Here is an 18,801-nt window from a genome sequence, read left to right as displayed (position 1 = left end):
AGTCCTCTTCCGTTTCTTCTGTCCGTTGTCCGTCAGGTGGTTCAAGTGACTGTTCGGGGGGGGGTCTTAGGGGGCGTGACAGGTGTCAGTAGGGGGCGTGCGTCGGTGTCAATGCGCGGGTTTGAGCGGGAGCAGGGCGCTGATGCGGAATCCTCCGCCGGGTCGCGGGCCCGCGTCCAGGGTGCCGCCCACCATGCCGACCCGCTCGCGCATGCCGATCAGCCCGTGGCCCGCGCCGTCGGCGCCGCCCTCCTCGTACAGCTCGTGCGGGGCGCCCTTGCCGTCGTCCTCGACGAGCAGGCCGAGGCCGTCGTCGAAGTAGACCAGGCGCACGCTCGCGCCCGCGTTCGGTCCGCCGTGCTTGCGCGTGTTCGTGAGCGCCTCCTGCACGATGCGGTACGCCGTCAGCTCCACACCGCTGGGCAGCGGCCGCGCGGTGCCCTCGACCTTGAAGTCCACCGGCAGACCCGAGCCGCGGCACTGCTCTACAAGGTCCTCGATCTGCTCGACGTCCGGCTGCGGCACATACTCGCCGCCCTCTTGGTGCTCGCCCGTGCGCAGCACGCCCAGCAGGCGGCGCATCTCGGCGAGCGCCTGGCGGCCGGTGGACGAGATCGTCTCCAGGGCCTTCTTCGCCTGGTCGGGCGCGGCGTCGAGGACATAGGCGGCGCCGTCGGCCTGCACCACCATCACCGACACGTTGTGCGCGACGACGTCGTGCAGCTCCCGCGCGATCCGGGCGCGCTCGGCGGCGACCGCGACCTTCGCCTGCGCCTCGCGCTCCTTCTCCAGGCGGGCCGCACGCTCCTCCAACTGCGCGAAGTACGCGCGGCGGGTGCGAATGGAGTCGCCCAGCACCCAGGCGAGGGCGAACGGCACCGTCTGGAAGACGATGACCGCGACCTGGCCCGGCACGCTGGCGTTCTCGTGCGGCCAGCGCAGCTGCGCCAGGGTGGCCGCGCACAGGGCCATGACCAGTGCGAGCCGGGAGGCCCAGCGGGCGCCGGTCGCGGCGACGGTGTAGACGATCACCAGCAGGGCGAAGTCGGCCGCCGTGACGCCGACGTTCAGCACCAGCTGAGCCAGTCCGAGCCCGGCGGCGAGGACGAGCATCTGCTCGGGCATACGCCGACGCAAGGCGATGACCAGGCACAACAGGAACACCACCGGCACCAGCAGCGCCATGGAGTCGGTGCCGCCGCGGTCCTGCCCGGCGGTTCCGGCAGCCGCGGAGATCCCGAACAGGACGAGGGCCCAGAAGCCGTCGACCCCGGTCGGGTGTCTGCGGAGGAAGTCATAGAGGCGCTGCACGTAACCCAGCGTAGGGAAGCCGCATGTGTGCCCGGGTCAACCGGAGGACCGATCCGGTCCGGGCGCGTGTACTCCGCAAGGTGGATGCCGTGATCACCTGTACGCCTAATCTGGCCGAGTGGTGGACGAGATGCCCGGCTCGGGCGAATGGCGCGGCTGGCGGGCGGCGACCCAGTCCGCACTGTACGGAACGGACGGGACGGACGGCAGGGACGGCACCGCGGACAGTGCACGCGGCACAGGCGGCACACGCGGCACAGGCGGCTTCTATCGGCGGGCCGGGGGCCCGGCCGCACACTTCCGTACGTCCGTGCACGCCTCGCCGCTGTTCGCCGCGGCCGTGGCCCGGCTGCTGTGCCGGGTCGACGAGGCTCTGGGCCGGCCCGCGTCGCTCGACTTCGTCGACATGGCCGCCGGCCGGGGCGAGCTGGTCACCGCAGTCCTGGTCGCGCTCCCCGCCGACGTGGCCGCACGCACACGCGCGTGCGCCGTCGAGATCGCCGACCGCCCCGAGGGCCTCGCCCACCGGATCGAGTGGCTGCCCGAGCCTCCGCGAGAGATCACCGGGCTGTTGTTCGCCAACGAGTGGCTCGACAACGTCCCCGTCGACGTCGCGGAGGTCGACTCCGCGGGGGTGGCTCGGCTGCTGCTCGTCCGCGACGACGGGGCCGAGCGGCCCGGGGAGCCGGTGTCGGGCGCGCAGGCGCAGTGGCTCGCGCGGTGGTGGCCGCTGGCGGACGAGGAGGGGCTGCGGGCGGAGATCGGATTGCCCCGGGACACCGCGTGGGCGTCCATCGTGGCGTGCGTCGTACGGGGGCTCGCGGTCGCGGTGGACTACGCGCACTCGGCGGACGCGCGCCCCCCGTTCGGAACGCTCACCGGCTTCCGCGAGGGACGCGAGACGGCGCCGGTGCCGGACGGAACCTGCGACATCACGTCCCATGTCGCGCTGGACGCGTGCGCGGAGGCGGGTGAGACGGCGGTTGGTATGACGGCCGCGGGCAAGTCGGCGACGGGCGAAACCGAGGCGGGTGAGACGGCGGCGGGCCGGTCGGGCCTGCCCGCGTGCCTGCTCACGCAGCGCGCTGCCCTGCGCACCCTCGGCCTCACCGGCGCACGCCCCCCGCTCTCGCTCGCCTCCACCGACCCCGCCGGTTATGTGCGCGCCCTCGCGAGCGCCGGGGAGGCCGCCGAGCTCACCGCGCCGGGCGGACTGGGCGACTTCGGCTGGCTGCTCCAGCCGGTGGGCATCGCGAACCCGCTCGCCGACGCCGCCGTCCCGTGACGCCTACTTGTCGATGTCCCCGACCACGAAGAACATCGAGCCCAGGATCGCCACCATGTCCGCGACGAGCGTGCCCGGCAGCAGCTCGGTGAGCGCCTGGATGTTGTTGTACGACGCCGAGCGCAGCTTGAGCCGGTACGGCGTCTTCTCCCCCTTGCTGACGAGGTAGTAGCCGTTGATCCCGAGAGGATTCTCGGTCCACGCGTACGTGTGCCCCTCGGGCGCCTTGAGGACCTTCGGGAGCCGCTGGTTGATCGGGCCGGGCGGCAGGTCCGCGAGGCGGTCCAGGCAGGCGTCCGCGAGGTCGAGCGCGTTGTGCGTCTGCTCCAGGAGGCACTCGAAGCGGGCGAGGCAGTCGCCCTCGGTCCGGGTCACGACCTTCAGGGTGTCCTGGAGCTCCCCGTACGCGAGGTAGGGCTCGTCGCGGCGCAGGTCGAAGTCGACGCCCGAGCCGCGCGCGATCGGCCCGCTCACGCCGTACGCGTGGACGTGCTCCGGCGCGAGGGTGCCCACGTCCCGCGTGCGGCCCCGGAAGATCTCGTTGCCGAGCACGAGGTCGTCGAAGACGTCCATGCGGGAGCGCACGGCGGCGACGGCGGCACGCGCACGCGTGGACCATCCGGCCGGCAGGTCCTCCTTGAGGCCGCCGACGCGGTTGAACATGTAGTGCATGCGCCCGCCGGAGACCTCCTCCATGACGTTCTGGAGCACCTCGCGCTCACGGAAGGCGTAGAAGACCGGCGTGATGCCGCCCAGCTCCAGGGGGTAGGACCCCAGGAACATCAGGTGGTTGAGCACCCGGTTCAGCTCGGCGAGCAGCGTGCGCGTCCACACCGCGCGCGGGGGGACCTCCATGCCGAGCATCCGCTCCACCGCAAGGACCACGCCCAGCTCGTTGGAGAACGCCGACAGCCAGTCGTGACGGTTGGCCAGCATGACGATCTGGCGGTAGTCGCGCGCCTCGAACAACTTCTCCGCGCCGCGGTGCATATAGCCGATCACCGGCTCCGCGTGCCGGATGCGCTCGCCGTCCAGGACGAGCCGCAGCCGCAGCACGCCGTGCGTGGAGGGATGCTGGGGGCCGATGTTGAGCACCATGTCGGTGCTCTCCGCGGCACCGCCGATCCCGACCGTGGTCTCCGTCATAGGAGTCATGGGCAACAGTCTCTCCTACGTACGCTGGCCGTATGGAAACGGGGAGCCCGGCGGGCGCGCAGACGGCAGGGGCCGAACCGGTGTGGACGGGGCTGCCGCCAGGACTGCTGCGGATGCGGCGACTGCTGCTGGTGGTGTGGCTGGGGCTGGCGGCCGTCGGCGCCGGGCTGCTGCTCGGTCTGCTGGTCGGCCCCGCGTGGGCCGCGTTCGCGCTGCTGCCGCTGGCCGGCATCGGCTGGGGCTGGGTGCTGCTCGGCCGCAACTGGCACTCCTGGCGGTACGCCGAGCGCGCCGACGACCTGCTGATCAGCCGGGGCGTGCTGTGGCGCGAGGAGACCGTCGTGCCGTACGGGAGGATGCAGCTCGTCGAGGTCGCCTCCGGTCCCGTGGAGCGCCACTTCGGGCTGGCGAGCGTCCAGCTGCACACCGCGGCCGCCGCGACCGACGCGACCATCCCGGGCCTCGACCCGGCCGAGGCGGAACGGCTGCGCGACCGGCTCACCAAACTCGGCGAGGCCCGATCGGCGGGGCTGTGACCACGCCGGGCGTCGAGGACGGCGTAGACGGCGTACCGGACGTGCCTGACGCACTTCAACAGGCACCCGAAGACGCACCCGAAGACGCACGGGAGGACGTCCGGGAGGAGGACGTCCGGGAGGACGAGCCCGAGGCGTCCGCCGCCCGTTCGCAGCGGCTGGTCGCCGAGCGTCGGCTGCACCCCATAACGCCGTTCCGGCGGGCCTGGGCGCCCATCGCGGTCGTCGTCGGGTGGGCCGTCCACGATCCGAACCAGGCGCAGGAGCAGCTGACCCGGCTGACCACGACCACCCTGCTGATCGCGCTCGCCGTCGTCGTCCCCGCGGCCTCCCTCTACGGCTTCCTGACCTGGTGGTTCACCCACTTCGCCGTGACGGACAGCGAGCTGCGTATCCGGACCGGGCTGCTGTTCCGGCGCACCGCTCACATCCGCCTGGAACGCATCCAGGCGATCGACGTCAGTCAGCCGCTGCTGGCCCGGATCGCGGGCGTCGCCAAGCTGCGGCTAGACGTGGTCGGCGCCGAGAAGAAGGACGAACTCGCCTTCCTGGGCGAGGAAGAGGCCCGCTCACTGCGGGCGGAGCTGCTCGCGCGGGCGGCCGGTTTCGCTCCGGAGACGGCGCACGAAGTCGGCGAAGCACCCGCGCGCGAGCTGTTGCGGGTGCCGGCGGGCAAGCTCGCGCTCGCGTTGGTGCTGACCGGTGCGACCTGGGGCGCGCTCGCCGCCGCGCTCGTCGTGCCGCCCGTGCTGTGGCTGGCCACCCACAGCGTGTGGACGGTCCTCGCGACCGGGGTGCCGCTGCTCGGCGCGGCGGGCGCGAGCAGCGTGGGCCGGTTCGTCGCCGAGTACGACTGGACGGTGGGCGAGTCGCCGGACGGGCTGCGGATCGACCACGGGCTGCTGGACCGTACGCACGAGACGGTGCCGCCCGGCCGGGTGCAGACCGTGCGGATCGTCCAGCCGCTGCTGTGGCGCCGGCTCGGCTGGGTGCGCGTCGAGCTGGACGTCGCCGGCTCGGCGAACTCGGTTCTCGTGCCGGTCGCGCCGCGCGAGGCCGCGGAAGGCGTCGTCGCGCGCGTGCTGCCGGGAGTGACCGTCCCGGCCGAGTCCTCGCTGTCGCGTCCGCCGCGTGGGGCCGGTCGGTGTGTGCCGGTGTGGTGGCGGGGCTACGGAATCGCCGTCACAGACGCCGTGTTCGCCTCCCGGCACGGACTGCTGCGGCGGAGGCTGTCGCTCGTGCCGCACGCGAAGGTGCAGAGCGTACGGCTGACGCAGGGGCCCTGGCAGCGCCTCTGGCGCCTCGCGGACGTCCATGTGGACACGGGGGCCGGAAAGACCGTCACAGCCCGGCTGCGGGACGCACAGGAGGCCGCGGAGCTGCTCCGGGGCCAGGCGGAGCGGTCGAGGACCGGGCGCCTGGACGCCCGGCCCGACCGGTGGATGGCGTAGCGCGTCAGGAAGCGGCGCTGCGCAGCCCTTGGAGGTCGATGTGCTCGGTCTCGTCGTGGGCGGTCAGGTCGATGACCTGGCCCACCCCGCGCGAAGCCTCGTCCAGCGGCTTGAACTCCGCCTCGGACTCGGCCTTGTGCAGCGCGAGGGCCTCCTGGCCGACGACGTCGGCGAGGTCCTCGTTCTGCACCGCGTCCAGGGCCTCGGAGGTCGACGCGGCCTTCGTTCCGAAGAAGTCGAACCCGCCCTCTGTCGTCGGCCGCCGCACGGGCTGCGCGGCCGGCACGTAGGCGACGGCGGTCGGCACGGCGAAGTGGCCGGAGGGGCGCTGCACGGGACCGGCGGGACGGCGGACGATCGCCGCGGCCTGGGCGGGGACGGATGCGGGTGCCGGCACCGGGGCGCCACCGGGGCCGCGGTCCAGGGGCGGCTCGGGCCGCACGGTCTCGGCGTCGGCGTCGACGCCGTCCGTCTTCGCGGCGGCCGGGACCTCCTCCGGAACGTCCGCTTCCACGTCGTCCGCTTCCTCGCTGCCCGCTTCCACGTCTTCGGCCTCCGGAGCGGGGGCCTCGTTCGCCGGGTCCGTGTCCTCCGGGGTCTCGTCGTCCTCGGCGGCCTGGTGGGGGGCGGCCACGCGCGCGTGCTCGTCAGCCGCCTCGGGCTTCCCCCGTACCTCGTCCTCCTGCGCGGCCTCCGCGTCGGCGTCGGCGGGGTCGTCGCTCTTCGCCGCCTTGACGCCGTCCACGTCGAACCGCGCGAGGGCCGCCTGCGCCCGCAGGAACAGCTTGGACCCCTCGGGGGAGAAGGCCGCCGGAGCCTTCGGCTCCTCGTCAGCGGAATCGTCGGACTCGACGGCCTCGGCGGCGGACCCGTCGGACTCGTCGACGGACTCGGTCGAGTCGGTCGACTCGGCCGTCTCCTCAGCGTCGTCCGACACCTGGGTCTCGTCCGGCGCCTGGGCTTCGTCCTCCGCCGTGCGGGCGGCCGGGAGCGCCGGTGAGGGCGCCGCCTCTATCTCGAGGAGACGACGGCCCTCCAGGGCGGTGGCCCGCTCGGTCTCGGCGGTGGCGTAGCGGCGCAGCAGCGCGGCGTGCTCGTTGCGCAGGCCCGCCAGCTCGGCGCGCTTGGCCCTCAGCCGCTGCTCCAGCTTGACCCGCAGCTCACGCGATTCGTCGAGGTCGCTCTCCAGCTCGGCGACGCGTTCCTCGAAGCGCCACTCGTCACCGGCACGCGCGCGCGTGAGGTCGGCGACCTGTTTGCCTGCCTGAATGTCCCAGTGGCGCATCACGACCGCGCCGACGACAGCCGTCGCCGCGGCGGCCGCGGCCAGAACTCGGAGCAGTGTCTGCTCCGTGAACACCCAGGGGCCGAGGGCGCAGACAAGGGAAACTCCTGCGATCGCCGTGGGAGGCAGCAGCCTGTGCAAAGGCGGGGAATGGCGGTGACGTCCACGTGGCATGGCCAGAAACTTACCGCGCGTAGGCGATTGTTGGCGCCCCGCCCCGCAAAAACACAGTCATACCGAAGCCTTCACAGGGCATCAGGAAAGCGAGCGGTCGCCGAATTCGACAAGAGGCAAGATCATTTCCGGGCAGGGGCGCCGGCCGGGAGGACCGCGGCGCTCACCGGCCGCTCAGCCGCCCGCTGATCCACTCCAGCGTCGGCGGGATCTCCCGCCGCCAGGTGTTGAAGTTGTGCCCGCCGCTTTCCAGGATGATCGACGAGATCCTCGTCCGGCCCGTCTCCTTCGCCAGCCCGATGAACTTCAGCGTGGCCTTGTAGTTGGATTCGCCCTGCTTGCTGCTGGTGACGAGCAGCGAGGTCTTGGGGGCCGAACGGTTCTTCAGATACCAGAGGAGATCCGCCTCGTTGCGCAGCTCCTTGTTCCCGTGGAAGAGGTCCCCCGTCGTGGGGTCGATCGGTGCCTTGTAGTAAGCCGACAGACCCGCGCCCGCCGCATAGACCTCCGGGTGGTGCATCGCGAGCTTCAGCGCGCAGTAACCGCCCGTGGAGTCCCCGATGATGCCCCAGCTGCCGGGCTTCTTGCCCACCCGGTAATGGGCCGTCACGGCGTCCGGCAGATCCTTGGCGAAGAACGACTCGGTCTGCGGGCCGCCCGGGATGTCCACGCACTCCGTGTCCCGCGGCGGCGCCACGGTCGGCCGCATCATCACCAGGATCATCGGCTGCATGCGGCCGTCCTCGGCGAGCTGCCGCGCGGTGCGCGGGTAGTGCAGCTTGTCCACCAACGCCTCTGCCGTACCGGGGTAGCCCGTGAGGACTACGGCCGCCGGGAACGTGCGCGTGCGGTACTCCGGGGCGAAGTACTCGGGCGGCAGATACACGTACGCGGGCGTGGCGATGCGCGTCGTGCGCCCCTGGACGGCGATCTTCTGGATCTGACCGCCGATCCGCGGCTGCCCGCCACTGCCGTCCACGCGCCGCGTGTCGACCACCTGGAGCAGCCCCGCCGGGGCGCCGCCCGCCGCATGGTCGACGACCACGCCCTGGTCCGTCTCCTGACCGAACAGGTCCGCCCAGCTGGCGTAGAAGCCGAACGCCTGATTGGCGGAGAGGCCTATGGACGCGAAAAGCGCCAACTGGGTGGCGAGCAGCAGCCCGATCCGCCCGCTGACGGCCCGCCAGCCGCGCTTGGCCAGCCGCGGCCACAGCCACACCGTGCCGACGAACAGCAGTAAGGCGAACAGCACTGACAGCAGCAGCACTTTGTTGCTCGTGAGACCCATGCGTTGGTTTCCTGCCTGCTCTCCGTCCGGGACCACGCGCGCTCCCCCGGCTCCTGCGCGAGGGCTTGTCCCGGACTTTCCTTCGCCTTTTCAGTGGCTTTGAGGACCTGAGTGAACCTCACTCCCCAAGACACCGTCCTAGAGGGCGCAATGTCGCCGGATGCCCGAATCGGCACCGGATCCAAAGTCTCTCGCGGAACTACGGGATGCGATGTCTGTCACGGAAGATGCGGAAATGTCGGGCGGGGTTCCGCGCGGATCAAGCCGGGTGCGGCGGTTAGTACGAGGTCCGCGCCCTGAGTCCGTTCCCGCCCTGGTCGCCAGGGCCTGTGCCGTCGTGGGCCTGCTCGATGTCGCGGCGGGCGTCTTCCCCCGGTTCCGGCACAGCCGTATGCACACCGTCGCCGAGGTGCTGCCCGGTGCGTTCGGGCCGTTCGCGGCCGCGCTGTCGCTCAGCGCCGGCGTCCTGTTGCTGCTGCTGGCGCACGGCCTCCGGCGCGGCAAGCGGCGCGCGTGGCGGGCCGCCGTGGTGCTGCTCCCGGCGGGCGCGATGGCGCAGTTCGTGTACCGGCACTCGGTCGTGGGCGCGCTCATCTCGGTGGCGATCCTGGTGCCGCTGCTGGTGCACCGCGACCAGTTCGCCGCGCTGCCCGACCCGCGCAGCCGCTGGCGCGCGGTCGCCAACTTCGTCCTCATGGGCGCCGGTTCCCTCGGTCTCGGACTGGTCATCGTCAGCGTCCACCCGAACCGCGTGATCGGCGACCCGAGCCTGGCCGATCGCATTACGCACGTCCTGTACGGCCTCTTCGGCTTCGAGGGCCCGGTCGACTACGCGGGCAACACGTCGTGGACCGTCGCCTTCTCCCTGGGCGCGCTGGGCTGGATCACCGCGGTCACCACGATCTACCTCGCCTTCCGCCCCGAGCACCCGGCCGCCCGTCTCACCGAGGAGGACGAGACGCGTCTGCGCGCCCTGCTGGACAAGCACGGCCGCCGCGACTCCCTCGGCCACTTCGCGCTGCGCCGCGACAAGGCCGTCGTCTTCTCCCCCAGCGGCAAGGCGGCGGTGACCTACCGCGTCGTCTCCGGCGTGATGCTCGCCAGCGGCGACCCCATCGGCGACGTCGAGGCCTGGCCCGGCGCCATCGAGCGCTTCATGGACGAGGCCAAGGCCCACTCCTGGACGCCCGCCGTCATGGGCTGCTCGGAGACGGGCGGCGAGGTCTGGACCCGGGAGACCGGCCTGGACGCCCTCGAACTGGGCGACGAGGCGGTGGTGGACGTGGCGGATTTCTCCCTCGCCGGCCGCGCGATGCGCAATGTGCGCCAGATGGTCAAGCGCATCGAACGCGCCGGTTACGAGACCCGGGTGCGGCGCGTCCGTGACCTCGGCGACGCCGAACTGGAGCGCATCCGGCGGGCCGCGGAGGACTGGCGCGGCACCGACACCGAGCGCGGCTTCTCGATGGCCCTGGGCCGGGTCGGCGACGCCGCCGACGGCGACTGCCTCATCGCCACCGCCCACAAGGCCGACCCCGAGCCCGGCGAGTACGGCGATCTGAAGGCGATCCTGCACTTCGTGCCCTGGGGCCCGGACGGCGCCTCCCTGGACCTGATGCGCCGGGACCGCTCGGCCGACCCGGGCATGAACGAACTGCTGATCGTCGCCGCCCTCCAGGCGGCCCCGAAGTTCGGCATCGCGCGCGTGTCGCTGAACTTCGCCATGTTCCGCTCGGCGCTGGCCCGCGGCGAGAAGATCGGCGCCGGCCCGGTGCTGCGCGCCTGGCGCGGACTGCTCGTGTTCCTCTCGCGCTGGTTCCAGATCGAGTCGCTGTACAAGTTCAACGCCAAGTTCCAGCCCCGCTGGGAGCCCCGCTTCGTCGTCTACCGGGCCTCCGGCGACCTCCCCCGTATCGGCTTCGCCGCCATGCAGGCCGAGGGCTTCGTCAACCTCGCCGTGCCCATGCCCCGTTTCCTGCGCCGTCGCTCCAGGCCGGCACGCGTGTGTGCGCACGCGGTGGTGGAACACGGCGTACGGGCGGCCTGAGCGGGTCGGGCGAAGCCGGCTGCGGTGCGGCAGCGCCCCGAAGGGGCGCGGGGCACTGATATCCGCGGCTCCGCCTCCGCCGCGCGGGCGCAACCAGCCATGACGGCGGCGCACCGGAACAACGGCACAGCGCGACACATCGCAGCACCTTGCGGCGCATCGCAGCACATCGCGGCACCTCCAGCGGAGCGCCCAGCCGCAGCCGTCCCGGTCCGACAGGAATCGGGCCCGGCCCGCAGAGACCGGTCCGGGCGGAAGCCCAGCCCCCCAGCCCTGGGGCTTCCGCCCGGGCCGCACCACGGCTCGGCCCCGCGCGGGGCCTACGCTGAACGTATGAGCAAGCAGAGCGGACGCGGGCGTGTGGTCGGCCTTCCGGAATGGGACCGCTGCGCGGTCATGGGGGTCGTCAACGTGACCCCCGACTCCTTCTCCGACGGCGGCCGCTGGTTCGACACGACGGCCGCCGTCAAACACGGCCTTCAGCTCGTCGCCGAGGGCGCGGACCTGGTCGACGTCGGCGGGGAGTCCACCCGCCCCGGCGCCACCCGCGTCGACGAGGCCGAGGAGCTGCGCCGGGTCATCCCCGTCGTCCGCGGCCTGGCCTCCGAGGGCGTGGTGGTCTCCGTCGACACGATGCGCGCCTCTGTCGCCGCCCAGTCCCTCGCGGCCGGCGCCGCCCTCGTCAACGACGTCAGCGGCGGCCTCGCCGACCCGGCGATGATCCCGGCCGTCGCGGACTCGGGCGCCCCCTTCGTCGTCATGCACTGGCGCGGCTTCCTCGAAGGCGGCAACGTCAAGGGCGTCTACGCCGATGTGGTCGCCGAGGTCGTGGACGAACTGCACGCGCGCGTGGACGCCGTCCTGGCCGGCGGCATCTCCCCCGACCGCATCGTCGTCGACCCGGGCCTCGGCTTCAGCAAGGAGGCCGACCACGACCTCCATCTGCTGGCCCACCTCGACCGGCTGCACTCCCTCGGGCACCCCTTGCTCGTCGCCGCCTCCCGCAAGCGCTTTCTCGGCCGGGTTCTGGCCGACCCCAAGGGCGCACCGCCGCCCGCACGCGAGCGCGACGCCGCCACGGCCGCCGTCTCCGCCCTCGCGGCGCAGGCGGGCGCCTGGGCGGTCCGCGTGCACGAGGTCCGCGCGACGGCGGACGCGGTACGGGTCGCCCGCGCGGTCGAGTGGGCGCGCGAAGGGGCCGCCGGACCGGGCGACACGCGGATCGCGACCGAGACCCCCCGCGCGGAAGGAGCCCGGTGAGCGCCCCCCATACCGACGTCGAGCAGGTAGAGGCCGCCAACACGTCCTTCTACGAGGCACTGGAGCGGGGCGACTTCGAAGGGGTGTCCTCCCACTGGCTCACCCCGGCCGACCTGGGCGTGGACGAGACGTACCACGATCCGGCGGACGTCGGCGTGATCTCCTGCGTGCACCCCGGCTGGCCGGTGCTCACCGGCCGGGGCGAGGTCCTCAGGTCGTACGCGCTGATCATGGCGAACACCGACTACATCCAGTTCTTCCTCACCGACGTGCATGTCTCCGTCACCGGCGACACCGCGCTGGTGACCTGCACCGAGAACATCCTCAGCGGCGGCCCGGCGCCGGAGGACGGCGAGGAGCTCGGCCCGCTCGTCGGCCAGCTGGTGGTCGCCACGAACGTGTTCCGGCGCACCTCGGAGGGCTGGAAGCTGTGGTCGCACCACGCCTCCCCGGTGCTGACCGAAACCGATGAGCCCGAGGACGCCGAGGACGAGGACCCCGCGTCCTGAGCCCGCAGGAGCAAGAAGTGGTTGGAATCACGAACCCGTGGGTAGGGGCGGCTACCGACCCGTGGGCCGCCGGGTTCCCCAAGGGAAACACCTGGTGAAAATTCCCGGCTCCGGCCCGGGCCACCGCGGTCGGGGCCGGGGGCTGTCAGTGCTCGCAGGTAGATTCGTTCCAGGCCGGGGTGCCGTCCGCACCCGGTACGCACCGGCCGAAAACCGACGATTGCAGGAGTGATTCGCGTGGATCGTGTCGCGCTGCGCGGCCTCAAGGCCCGTGGGTACCACGGCGTGTTCCCCAAGGAACGCGAAGAGGGCCAGACCTTCATCGTGGACGTCGTCCTGGGCCTGGACACCCGACCGGCCGCGGCCGACGACGACCTGGCGAAGACCGTGCACTACGGCATCGTGGCGGAGGAGGTCGTCGCCGTCGTCCAGGGCGAGCCCGTCGACCTCATCGAGACGCTCGCCGAGCGCATCGCCCAGGCCTGTCTGAAGCACGAGGGGGTACAGGAGGTCGAGGTCTGCGTCCACAAGCCGGACGCACCGATCACCGTCCCCTTCGACGACGTGACCGTCACCATCACCCGGAGCCGAGTATGACCGCATTCTTCACCGAGGGTCAGAGCGACCCGACCGTACAGCCGGTACCCGCCTCCGTCGTCGAGAAGGTCGACGCCGCCGACACCACCCTGCACAACCCCCAGCGGGCCGTGATCGCCCTCGGCTCCAACCTCGGCAACCGTCTGGAGACCCTCCAGGGCGCCATCGACGCCCTGGAGGACACCCCCGGCGTCCGCATCAAGGCCGTCTCCCCGGTGTACGAGACCGAGCCGTGGGGCGTCGAGCCCGGCAGCCAGCCGTCGTACTTCAACGCGGTGGTCCTGTTGAAGACGACCCTGCCGCCGTCCTCCCTCCTGGAGCGCGCCCACGCCGTCGAGGAGGCCTTCCACCGGGTACGGGAGGAGCGCTGGGGCGCGCGCACGCTGGACGTCGACATCGTCGCCTACGCGGACGTCGTCGACGACGACCCGCACCTCACGCTCCCTCACCCCCGCGCGCACGAGCGCGCCTTCGTCCTGGCGCCCTGGCGCGACGTGGAGCCCGAGGCCCAACTGCCCGGCCGGGGCCCGGTCGCCGCCCTCCTCGACACCCTTCCCCAGGAAGGCGTCGCGGCCCGCCAGGACCTGGAACTCCACCTGCCCGACTAGTCGTTAAGGTCAGGAAGAAGGCCGGGAAGACCAGCCGAGAAGACCACTGCCCGCGTGAGGTTCGTGCCCGCGGGCTCGGGGGAGTTGAAGGGACACCGTGAGAGAGCTGCGCATCAGGGTGCTGGCCGGCGTGTTCGTCGTGGCCGCGATCCTGTCCTGGGCGGGGGCCCGCCTGTGGAACTCGGTCGGGACCCTCCCCAGCGTCCCGCTGGCCGCCCCCATCGTCCTCGCGCTGATCGCCGTGGTCCTGCTGGCGACGGCGCTCTCCTTGCGGGCCCGTCTCAAGGCCCAGCGCGAGCGCCGCCCCGAGGCCAAGGGCGTCGACCCCCTGATGGCCGCCCGCGCGGTCGTCTTCGGCCAGGCCAGCGCCCTGGTGGCCGCCCTCGTCTCCGGCATGTACGGAGGCACGGGCGTCTTCCTGCTGGAGTCCCTCGACATCCCCGCCCGCCGCGACCAGGCCATCTACGCCGGCTTCTCGGTCCTGGCGGGCATCGCGGTGATAGCGGCGGCGATCTTCCTGGAACGCGTGTGCAAGCTCCCGGAGGACGACAACAACCACGAGAACGGCGCGGCCTCGGCGGCCTGACGACCGCCCCTGCCGAGCGCCGCCACGCAGGTCAGCGGGCGAGTATCAGGCTCATCGCCTCGGCCCGGGTCGTGGCGTCCCGGAGCTGGCCGCGCACGGCCGACGTCGTGGTCTTGGCGCCGGGCTTGCGGATCCCCCGCACCGACATGCACATGTGCTCGGCCTCGATGACGACGATCACGCCCCGGGCCTCGAGGATCTGCATCAGGGAGTCCGCGATCTGCGTGGTGAGACGTTCCTGCACCTGCAGACGACGGGCGAACACTTCGACCAGCCGCGCGAGCTTCGACAGCCCCGTGATCTTGCCGTTGTCCGCCGGGATGTAGCCGACATGAGCCACACCGTGGAACGGCAGCATGTGATGCTCGCACAGACTGACGATCTCGATGTCCTTCACCAGGACCATCTCGTCATGGCCGAGATCGAACGTCGTCGTCAGGACGTCCTCGGGCTTCTGCGTCAGCCCCGCCAGGAGTTCCCGATACGCCCGCGCCACCCGCGCCGGAGTCTCCCGCAGGCCCTCGCGGTCCGGGTCCTCCCCGACCGCGATCAGCAACTCGCGTACGGCGTTCTCGGCGCGCTTCTCGTCGAACTCGCCGATAGAGCCCTCGCCGGCCAGCGTCACGGGGTCGGTCATCTGATGCCTCGTTCCTGTGCGGGTCGCGCGTATGGGTCACGCGCCTCATCTGCGGCATTAAAACCAGACATACGGAAATGCCGCGCCCCCCAGGCTAGAACCTTGGGGGGCGCGGCTTCCATTCCGGGCCGGTGGGGCCTACCGGAGCCGGGTCAGCTCTCGGGACGGTCCTCCGGGCTGGGCTCGGCCACCGGGCTGGGCTCCACCGCGGTGGACTTCGCGGTCGAGATCGCCGGCGTCGCGCCGTTGGCGCCGTTCGTCAGTGCGAGCTCCTTGGGGGAGAGCACCGGCGGACGGGTGGAGGGGGTGCGGCGCGAGGAGCCGGTCCAGGCGGGCCGGGCCGGGCGCTTGACGATCGCGGAGAAGACCTCGGCGATCTGCTCCTTGTTCAGCGTCTCCTTCTCGAGCAGCTGAAGCACCAGGTTGTCGAGGACGTCGCGGTTCTCGACCAGGATCTCCCAGGCCTCGTTGTGCGCGTTCTCGATGAGCTTCTTGACTTCCTCGTCCACCAGCGCGGCGACCTCTTCCGAGTAGTCGCGCTGGTGAGCCATCTCACGGCCGAGGAACGGCTCGGTGTTGTCGCCGCCGAACTTGATCGCGCCCAGCCGCTCGGTCATGCCGTACTGGGTGACCATCGCCCGCGCGGTCGCCGTGGCCTTCTCGATGTCGTTCGCCGCGCCGGTGGTCGGGTCGTGGAAGACCAGTTCCTCCGCCGCACGACCGCCCAGCATGTAGGCCAGCTGGTCGAGCATCTCGTTGCGGGTGGTCGAGTACTTGTCCTCGTCCGGGAGCACCATCGTGTAACCGAGCGCACGGCCGCGGGACAGGATGGTGATCTTGTGGACCGGGTCGGAGTTCGGAGACGCCGCCGCGACCAGGGCGTGACCGCCCTCGTGGTACGCGGTGATCTTCTTCTCCTTGTCCGACATGATCCGGGTCCGCTTCTGCGGGCCCGCGACCACACGGTCGATCGCCTCGTCCAGCATGTGGTTGTCGATCAGCTTCAGGTCCGAGCGGGCCGTCAGCAGAGCGGCCTCGTTCAGCACGTTGGAGAGATCGGCACCCGTGAAGCCGGGGGTGCGGCGGGCGACGGCGGACAGGTCGACGTCGGGCGCGACCGGCTTGCCCTTCTGGTGGACCTTGAGGATCTCCAGACGGCCCTGCATGTCCGGGCGGTCGACCGCGATCTGGCGGTCGAAGCGGCCGGGGCGCAGCAGCGCGGGGTCGAGGATGTCGGGGCGGTTCGTGGCGGCGATGAGGATCACGCCGCCCTTCACGTCGAAGCCGTCCATCTCGACGAGCAGCTGGTTCAGCGTCTGCTCGCGCTCGTCGTGACCGCCGCCGAGGCCGGCGCCGCGGTGGCGGCCGACCGCGTCGATCTCGTCGACGAAGACGATCGCCGGGGCGTTCGCCTTGGCCTGCTCGAACAGGTCACGGACTCGCGAGGCGCCGACGCCGACGAACATCTCGACGAAGTCGGACCCGGAGATCGAGTAGAAGGGGACGCCCGCCTCGCCGGCGACGGCGCGTGCGAGCAGGGTCTTGCCGGTGCCGGGCGGCCCGTACAGGAGCACACCCTTGGGGATCTTGGCGCCGACGGCCTGGAACTTCGCCGGCTCCTGCAGGAACTCCTTGATCTCGTGGAGTTCCTCGACGGCCTCGTCCGAACCGGCGACGTCGGCGAACGTCGTCTTCGGCGTGTCCTTGGTGATGAGCTTGGCCTTGGACTTCCCGAACTGCATGACTCGGGAGCCGCCGCCCTGCATCTGGTTCATCAGGAACAGGAAGACGACCACGATGAGGACGAAGGGGAGCAGGGACAGCAGGATCCCGACGAAGGCGTTCTGCTTCGTCGGCGAGACCGTGTACCCGTCCGGAATCTGCTTGTCCTGGTACTTGGTCTGCAGCGTGTTGGCAATGGTCACGCCCTGATCGCCGATGTAGCTCGCCTGGATCTTCGAGCTGCCCTCGATCTTTGTGCCGTCCTTGAGCGTCGCCTTGATGGTCTGCTCGTCACCGGTGGTGAGTTTGGCCGACTCGACCTTGTTGTCGTTGATCGCTGCAATGACCTGGCCGGTGTCCACCGTCTTGTAGCCGCCGGACGAGCCGACGACCTGCATCAACACGACCACGGCAAGGACGGCCAGCACGATCCACATGACCGGCCCACGGAAGTATCGCTTCACGTCCATCCATACGGAGCGGTGTCGCCCCGTCCCTCCTGCCATAGTGAGTTTGATAAAGACAGTTCTTCTGACGGTACCCCAGCTTTGTCGGGCGAAGCCGCACGGGACGGCTGGGGCACCCGTCTGCATGCTCCAACGGCGCGAGGCCCGTCGGGGTTCCCGATCTTCGTACGGAGCTTGAGCCCTTCGGGTTCAGCCGCCGTAGACGTGAGGCGCGAGCGTACCGACGAACGGGAGGTTGCGGTACTTCTCGGCGTAGTCGAGGCCGTAGCCGACGACGAACTCGTTGGGGATGTCGAAGCCGACCCACTCGACGTCGATGGCGACCTTCGCCGCGTCGGGCTTGCGCAGCAGCGTGCACACCTTGAGGGAGGCGGGCTCGCGCGAGCCGAGGTTGGAGAGCAGCCAGGACAGGGTCAGGCCGGAGTCGATGATGTCCTCGACGATGAGGACGTGCTTGCCCTTGATGTCGGTGTCGAGGTCCTTGAGGATCCGCACCACGCCGGAGGACTGGGTGCCCGCGCCGTAGGAGGACACGGCCATCCAGTCCATGGTGACGGGGGTGGACAGCGCTCGTGCGAGATCGGCCATGACCATCACGGCGCCCTTGAGGACGCCGACGATGAGCAGGTCCTTGCCCGCGTACTCCGCGTCGATCTTCGCGGCAAGCTCTACCAGCTTCGCGTCGATCTCTTCCTTGGTGATGAGCACCTCTTTGAGGTCGGTGCCCATGTCTTTCGCGTCCACCCGCATCACTTTCGGTTGTCCCACCGGCCACCGGAACCGCCCGGAGCCACGCTAACGGTCCTGCCGGAGGGCCCGGATTCAGCCTTGCCGAATCACCAGTCTGCCACCCTGGCGCTGAGCGACGACTTTGCCCGGGAGATTGATGACCCCCTGGCCGCGCCAGCCGGTGATCAGCCGGTCGACCTCCTCGATGTGCCGGGCGAAGAGGGAACCGGCCGGAGCGCCCGCCTCGATGGCGGCGCGGCGCAGGATCCGACGGCGTACAGCGGGCGGCAGGGCGTAGAGCTTGGCGCACTCCAGGAGGCCTGCGGCGTCCCGTACGGAGGACTCGGCCTGGCCGGCCCAGGCGTCGAGGGCGTCGGCGTCGTCGCGGGAGAGCTGGGCCGTGCGGGCGAGGGCTTCGACGACGCCCTTGCCGAGGGCTTTCTCCAGGGCGGGCAGACCCTCATGGCGCAGCCGGGAGCGGGTGTAGGCCGGGTCCGCGTTGTGCGGATCGTCCCAGACGGGCAGGGACTGGACCATGCAGGCCTTGCGGGCGGTCTGCCGGTCGAGCTGCAGGAAGGGGCGGCGGTAGCGGCCGTCGGCCCCCGAGACCGCGGCCATGCCCGACAGGGAGCGGATGCCGGAGCCGCGGGCGAGGCCGAGCAGGACTGTTTCGGCCTGGTCGTCCCGGGTGTGGCCGAGCAGGACGGCGGCGGCGCCGTGGCGGTCGGCCGCGGCGTCGAGGGCGGCGTAGCGCGCGTCACGGGCGGCGGCCTCGGGTCCGCCTTCGCGGCCGACGGTCACGGGGGCGGACTCGACGGGGTCGAGGCCGAGTTCGCGCAGGCGCAGGACGACTTCCGCGGCGCGCAGGTCGGAACCGCTCTGCAGGCCGTGGTCGACGGTGACGCCGCCGGCCCGGATGCCGAGCCGGGGGGCCTCGAACGCGAGGGCGGAGGCGAGCGCCATGGAGTCGGCGCCGCCGGAGCACGCCACGAGCACGAGCGGTGCCGGGGGGCGCTCGTGCGGGCTCGCTTCGGGGGTGTGGTGGTCGTTGAGGATGTCGTGAAGTACGCGGCGGACCGCCAGGCGTATCGCCGCGACCGCAGGATGGGGACCCATTGTCCGGTTCCCTTCATGAAGTTTTCGGGGGTGAGCCC

At 71.4% G+C, this 18,801-nt stretch carries 17 protein-coding genes; 9 read left to right on the top strand and 8 right to left on the bottom strand.

What is annotated here, in order from left to right; translation table 11 throughout:
- Positions 1-108: 108 nt before the first annotated feature.
- Entirely contained in the window at positions 109-1,311 is a 1,203-nt protein-coding gene (locus tag ACWCPF_RS16335) for a DUF7134 domain-containing protein (protein ID WP_451045675.1), read from the bottom strand.
- Positions 1,312-1,441: 130 nt separating this feature from the next.
- On the opposite strand from ACWCPF_RS16335, the gene ACWCPF_RS16330 reads away from it, so the two are divergent.
- Positions 1,442-2,596: an SAM-dependent methyltransferase gene (locus ACWCPF_RS16330; RefSeq protein WP_451045727.1), complete on the top strand. Its 1,155-nt coding sequence runs from the start codon at positions 1,442-1,444 to the stop codon at positions 2,594-2,596.
- 3 nt (positions 2,597-2,599) lie between these two features.
- On the opposite strand, the gene ACWCPF_RS16325 is transcribed toward ACWCPF_RS16330, so the two are convergent.
- Entirely contained in the window at positions 2,600-3,751 is a 1,152-nt protein-coding gene (locus ACWCPF_RS16325) for an NADH-quinone oxidoreductase subunit D (protein ID WP_363172373.1), read from the bottom strand.
- A gap of 32 nt (positions 3,752-3,783) precedes the next feature.
- Between ACWCPF_RS16325 and ACWCPF_RS16320 the strand changes: the two genes are divergently transcribed.
- Together ACWCPF_RS16320 and ACWCPF_RS16315 are read left to right on the top strand one after the other, a co-directional pair.
- Positions 3,784-4,287, top strand: coding sequence for a PH domain-containing protein (locus ACWCPF_RS16320; RefSeq protein ID WP_451045674.1), 504 nt, complete (start codon positions 3,784-3,786; stop codon positions 4,285-4,287).
- A 158-nt stretch (positions 4,288-4,445) separates the two neighbouring features.
- The gene (locus ACWCPF_RS16315; RefSeq protein ID WP_451045726.1) at positions 4,446-5,738 is read left to right on the top strand and encodes a PH domain-containing protein; all 1,293 of its coding nucleotides are present in this window, start codon (positions 4,446-4,448) and stop codon (positions 5,736-5,738) included.
- Between the two features lie 4 nt (positions 5,739-5,742).
- Here the strand turns inward: ACWCPF_RS16315 and ACWCPF_RS16310 are convergent, their stop codons facing one another.
- Together ACWCPF_RS16310 and ACWCPF_RS16305 are read right to left on the bottom strand one after the other, a co-directional pair.
- A complete protein-coding gene (locus tag ACWCPF_RS16310; protein ID WP_451045673.1) occupies positions 5,743-7,197 on the bottom strand; it encodes a hypothetical protein in 1,455 nt (484 codons plus the stop codon).
- A 163-nt stretch (positions 7,198-7,360) separates the two neighbouring features.
- A complete protein-coding gene (locus ACWCPF_RS16305) occupies positions 7,361-8,485 on the bottom strand; it encodes an alpha/beta hydrolase (RefSeq protein ID WP_451045672.1) in 1,125 nt (374 codons plus the stop codon).
- Between the two features lie 235 nt (positions 8,486-8,720).
- Here ACWCPF_RS16305 and ACWCPF_RS16300 point away from each other — a divergent pair, with 235 nt between their 5' ends.
- The 6 genes from ACWCPF_RS16300 (at position 8,721) to ACWCPF_RS16275 (ending at position 14,092) form a co-directional block, all read left to right on the top strand.
- Positions 8,721-10,532, top strand: a complete 1,812-nt coding sequence (locus ACWCPF_RS16300; protein ID WP_451045725.1) for a phosphatidylglycerol lysyltransferase domain-containing protein — start codon at positions 8,721-8,723, stop codon at positions 10,530-10,532.
- Positions 10,533-10,865: 333 nt separating this feature from the next.
- A complete protein-coding gene (folP, locus tag ACWCPF_RS16295; protein WP_451045671.1) occupies positions 10,866-11,792 on the top strand; it encodes a dihydropteroate synthase in 927 nt (308 codons plus the stop codon).
- Positions 11,789-12,301, top strand: a complete 513-nt coding sequence (locus ACWCPF_RS16290) for a nuclear transport factor 2 family protein (protein ID WP_451045670.1) — start codon at positions 11,789-11,791, stop codon at positions 12,299-12,301. Before folP ends, ACWCPF_RS16290 begins: the two co-directional genes overlap by 4 nt.
- Positions 12,302-12,538: 237 nt before the next feature.
- On the top strand, positions 12,539-12,898 hold the full coding sequence (folB, locus tag ACWCPF_RS16285; protein ID WP_451045669.1) for a dihydroneopterin aldolase: 360 nt from the start codon (positions 12,539-12,541) through the stop codon (positions 12,896-12,898).
- The gene (folK, locus tag ACWCPF_RS16280; protein WP_451045668.1) at positions 12,895-13,506 is read left to right on the top strand and encodes a 2-amino-4-hydroxy-6-hydroxymethyldihydropteridine diphosphokinase; all 612 of its coding nucleotides are present in this window, start codon (positions 12,895-12,897) and stop codon (positions 13,504-13,506) included. Before folB ends, folK begins: the two co-directional genes overlap by 4 nt.
- A gap of 97 nt (positions 13,507-13,603) precedes the next feature.
- Positions 13,604-14,092 carry a DUF3180 domain-containing protein gene (locus ACWCPF_RS16275; RefSeq protein WP_451045667.1) on the top strand — a complete coding sequence of 163 codons (489 nt, stop codon included), beginning with the start codon at positions 13,604-13,606 and terminating at the stop codon, positions 14,090-14,092.
- 31 nt (positions 14,093-14,123) lie between these two features.
- On the opposite strand, the gene folE is transcribed toward ACWCPF_RS16275, so the two are convergent.
- The 4 genes from folE to tilS all read right to left on the bottom strand — a co-directional run bounded on the left by folE (position 14,124) and on the right by tilS (position 18,763).
- Complete coding sequence (gene folE, locus ACWCPF_RS16270) at positions 14,124-14,729, bottom strand: GTP cyclohydrolase I FolE (protein WP_451045666.1); 606 nt, start codon at positions 14,727-14,729, stop codon at positions 14,124-14,126.
- Positions 14,730-14,881: 152 nt separating this feature from the next.
- On the bottom strand, positions 14,882-16,921 hold the full coding sequence (gene ftsH / locus ACWCPF_RS16265; protein ID WP_451045665.1) for an ATP-dependent zinc metalloprotease FtsH: 2,040 nt from the start codon (positions 16,919-16,921) through the stop codon (positions 14,882-14,884).
- A 186-nt stretch (positions 16,922-17,107) separates the two neighbouring features.
- Positions 17,108-17,668: a hypoxanthine phosphoribosyltransferase gene (hpt, locus tag ACWCPF_RS16260; RefSeq protein ID WP_451045724.1), complete on the bottom strand. Its 561-nt coding sequence runs from the start codon at positions 17,666-17,668 to the stop codon at positions 17,108-17,110.
- A 72-nt stretch (positions 17,669-17,740) separates the two neighbouring features.
- Positions 17,741-18,763: a tRNA lysidine(34) synthetase TilS gene (gene tilS / locus ACWCPF_RS16255; RefSeq protein WP_451045664.1), complete on the bottom strand. Its 1,023-nt coding sequence runs from the start codon at positions 18,761-18,763 to the stop codon at positions 17,741-17,743.
- Positions 18,764-18,801: the final 38 nt, after the last annotated feature.

The sequence above is a fragment of the Streptomyces sp. NPDC001858 genome (assembly GCF_053594615.1).
This window is presented reverse-complemented; position numbering and strand designations above follow the sequence as displayed.

Coding starts and splice junctions, on each gene's coding strand:
- folE (WP_451045666.1), bottom strand. CDS start 14,729: ATGACCGACCCCGTGACGCTGGCCGGCGAGGGCTCTATCGGCGAGTTC.
- ACWCPF_RS16310 (WP_451045673.1), bottom strand. CDS start 7,197: ATGCCACGTGGACGTCACCGCCATTCCCCGCCTTTGCACAGGCTGCTG.
- ACWCPF_RS16330 (WP_451045727.1), top strand. CDS start 1,442: ATGCCCGGCTCGGGCGAATGGCGCGGCTGGCGGGCGGCGACCCAGTCC.
- ACWCPF_RS16305 (WP_451045672.1), bottom strand. CDS start 8,485: ATGGGTCTCACGAGCAACAAAGTGCTGCTGCTGTCAGTGCTGTTCGCC.
- ACWCPF_RS16300 (WP_451045725.1), top strand. CDS start 8,721: ATGTCGGGCGGGGTTCCGCGCGGATCAAGCCGGGTGCGGCGGTTAGTA.
- hpt (WP_451045724.1), bottom strand. CDS start 17,668: ATGCGGGTGGACGCGAAAGACATGGGCACCGACCTCAAAGAGGTGCTC.
- tilS (WP_451045664.1), bottom strand. CDS start 18,763: ATGGGTCCCCATCCTGCGGTCGCGGCGATACGCCTGGCGGTCCGCCGC.
- ACWCPF_RS16320 (WP_451045674.1), top strand. CDS start 3,784: ATGGAAACGGGGAGCCCGGCGGGCGCGCAGACGGCAGGGGCCGAACCG.
- folP (WP_451045671.1), top strand. CDS start 10,866: ATGAGCAAGCAGAGCGGACGCGGGCGTGTGGTCGGCCTTCCGGAATGG.
- ACWCPF_RS16325 (WP_363172373.1), bottom strand. CDS start 3,751: ATGACTCCTATGACGGAGACCACGGTCGGGATCGGCGGTGCCGCGGAG.
- folK (WP_451045668.1), top strand. CDS start 12,895: ATGACCGCATTCTTCACCGAGGGTCAGAGCGACCCGACCGTACAGCCG.
- ftsH (WP_451045665.1), bottom strand. CDS start 16,921: ATGGACGTGAAGCGATACTTCCGTGGGCCGGTCATGTGGATCGTGCTG.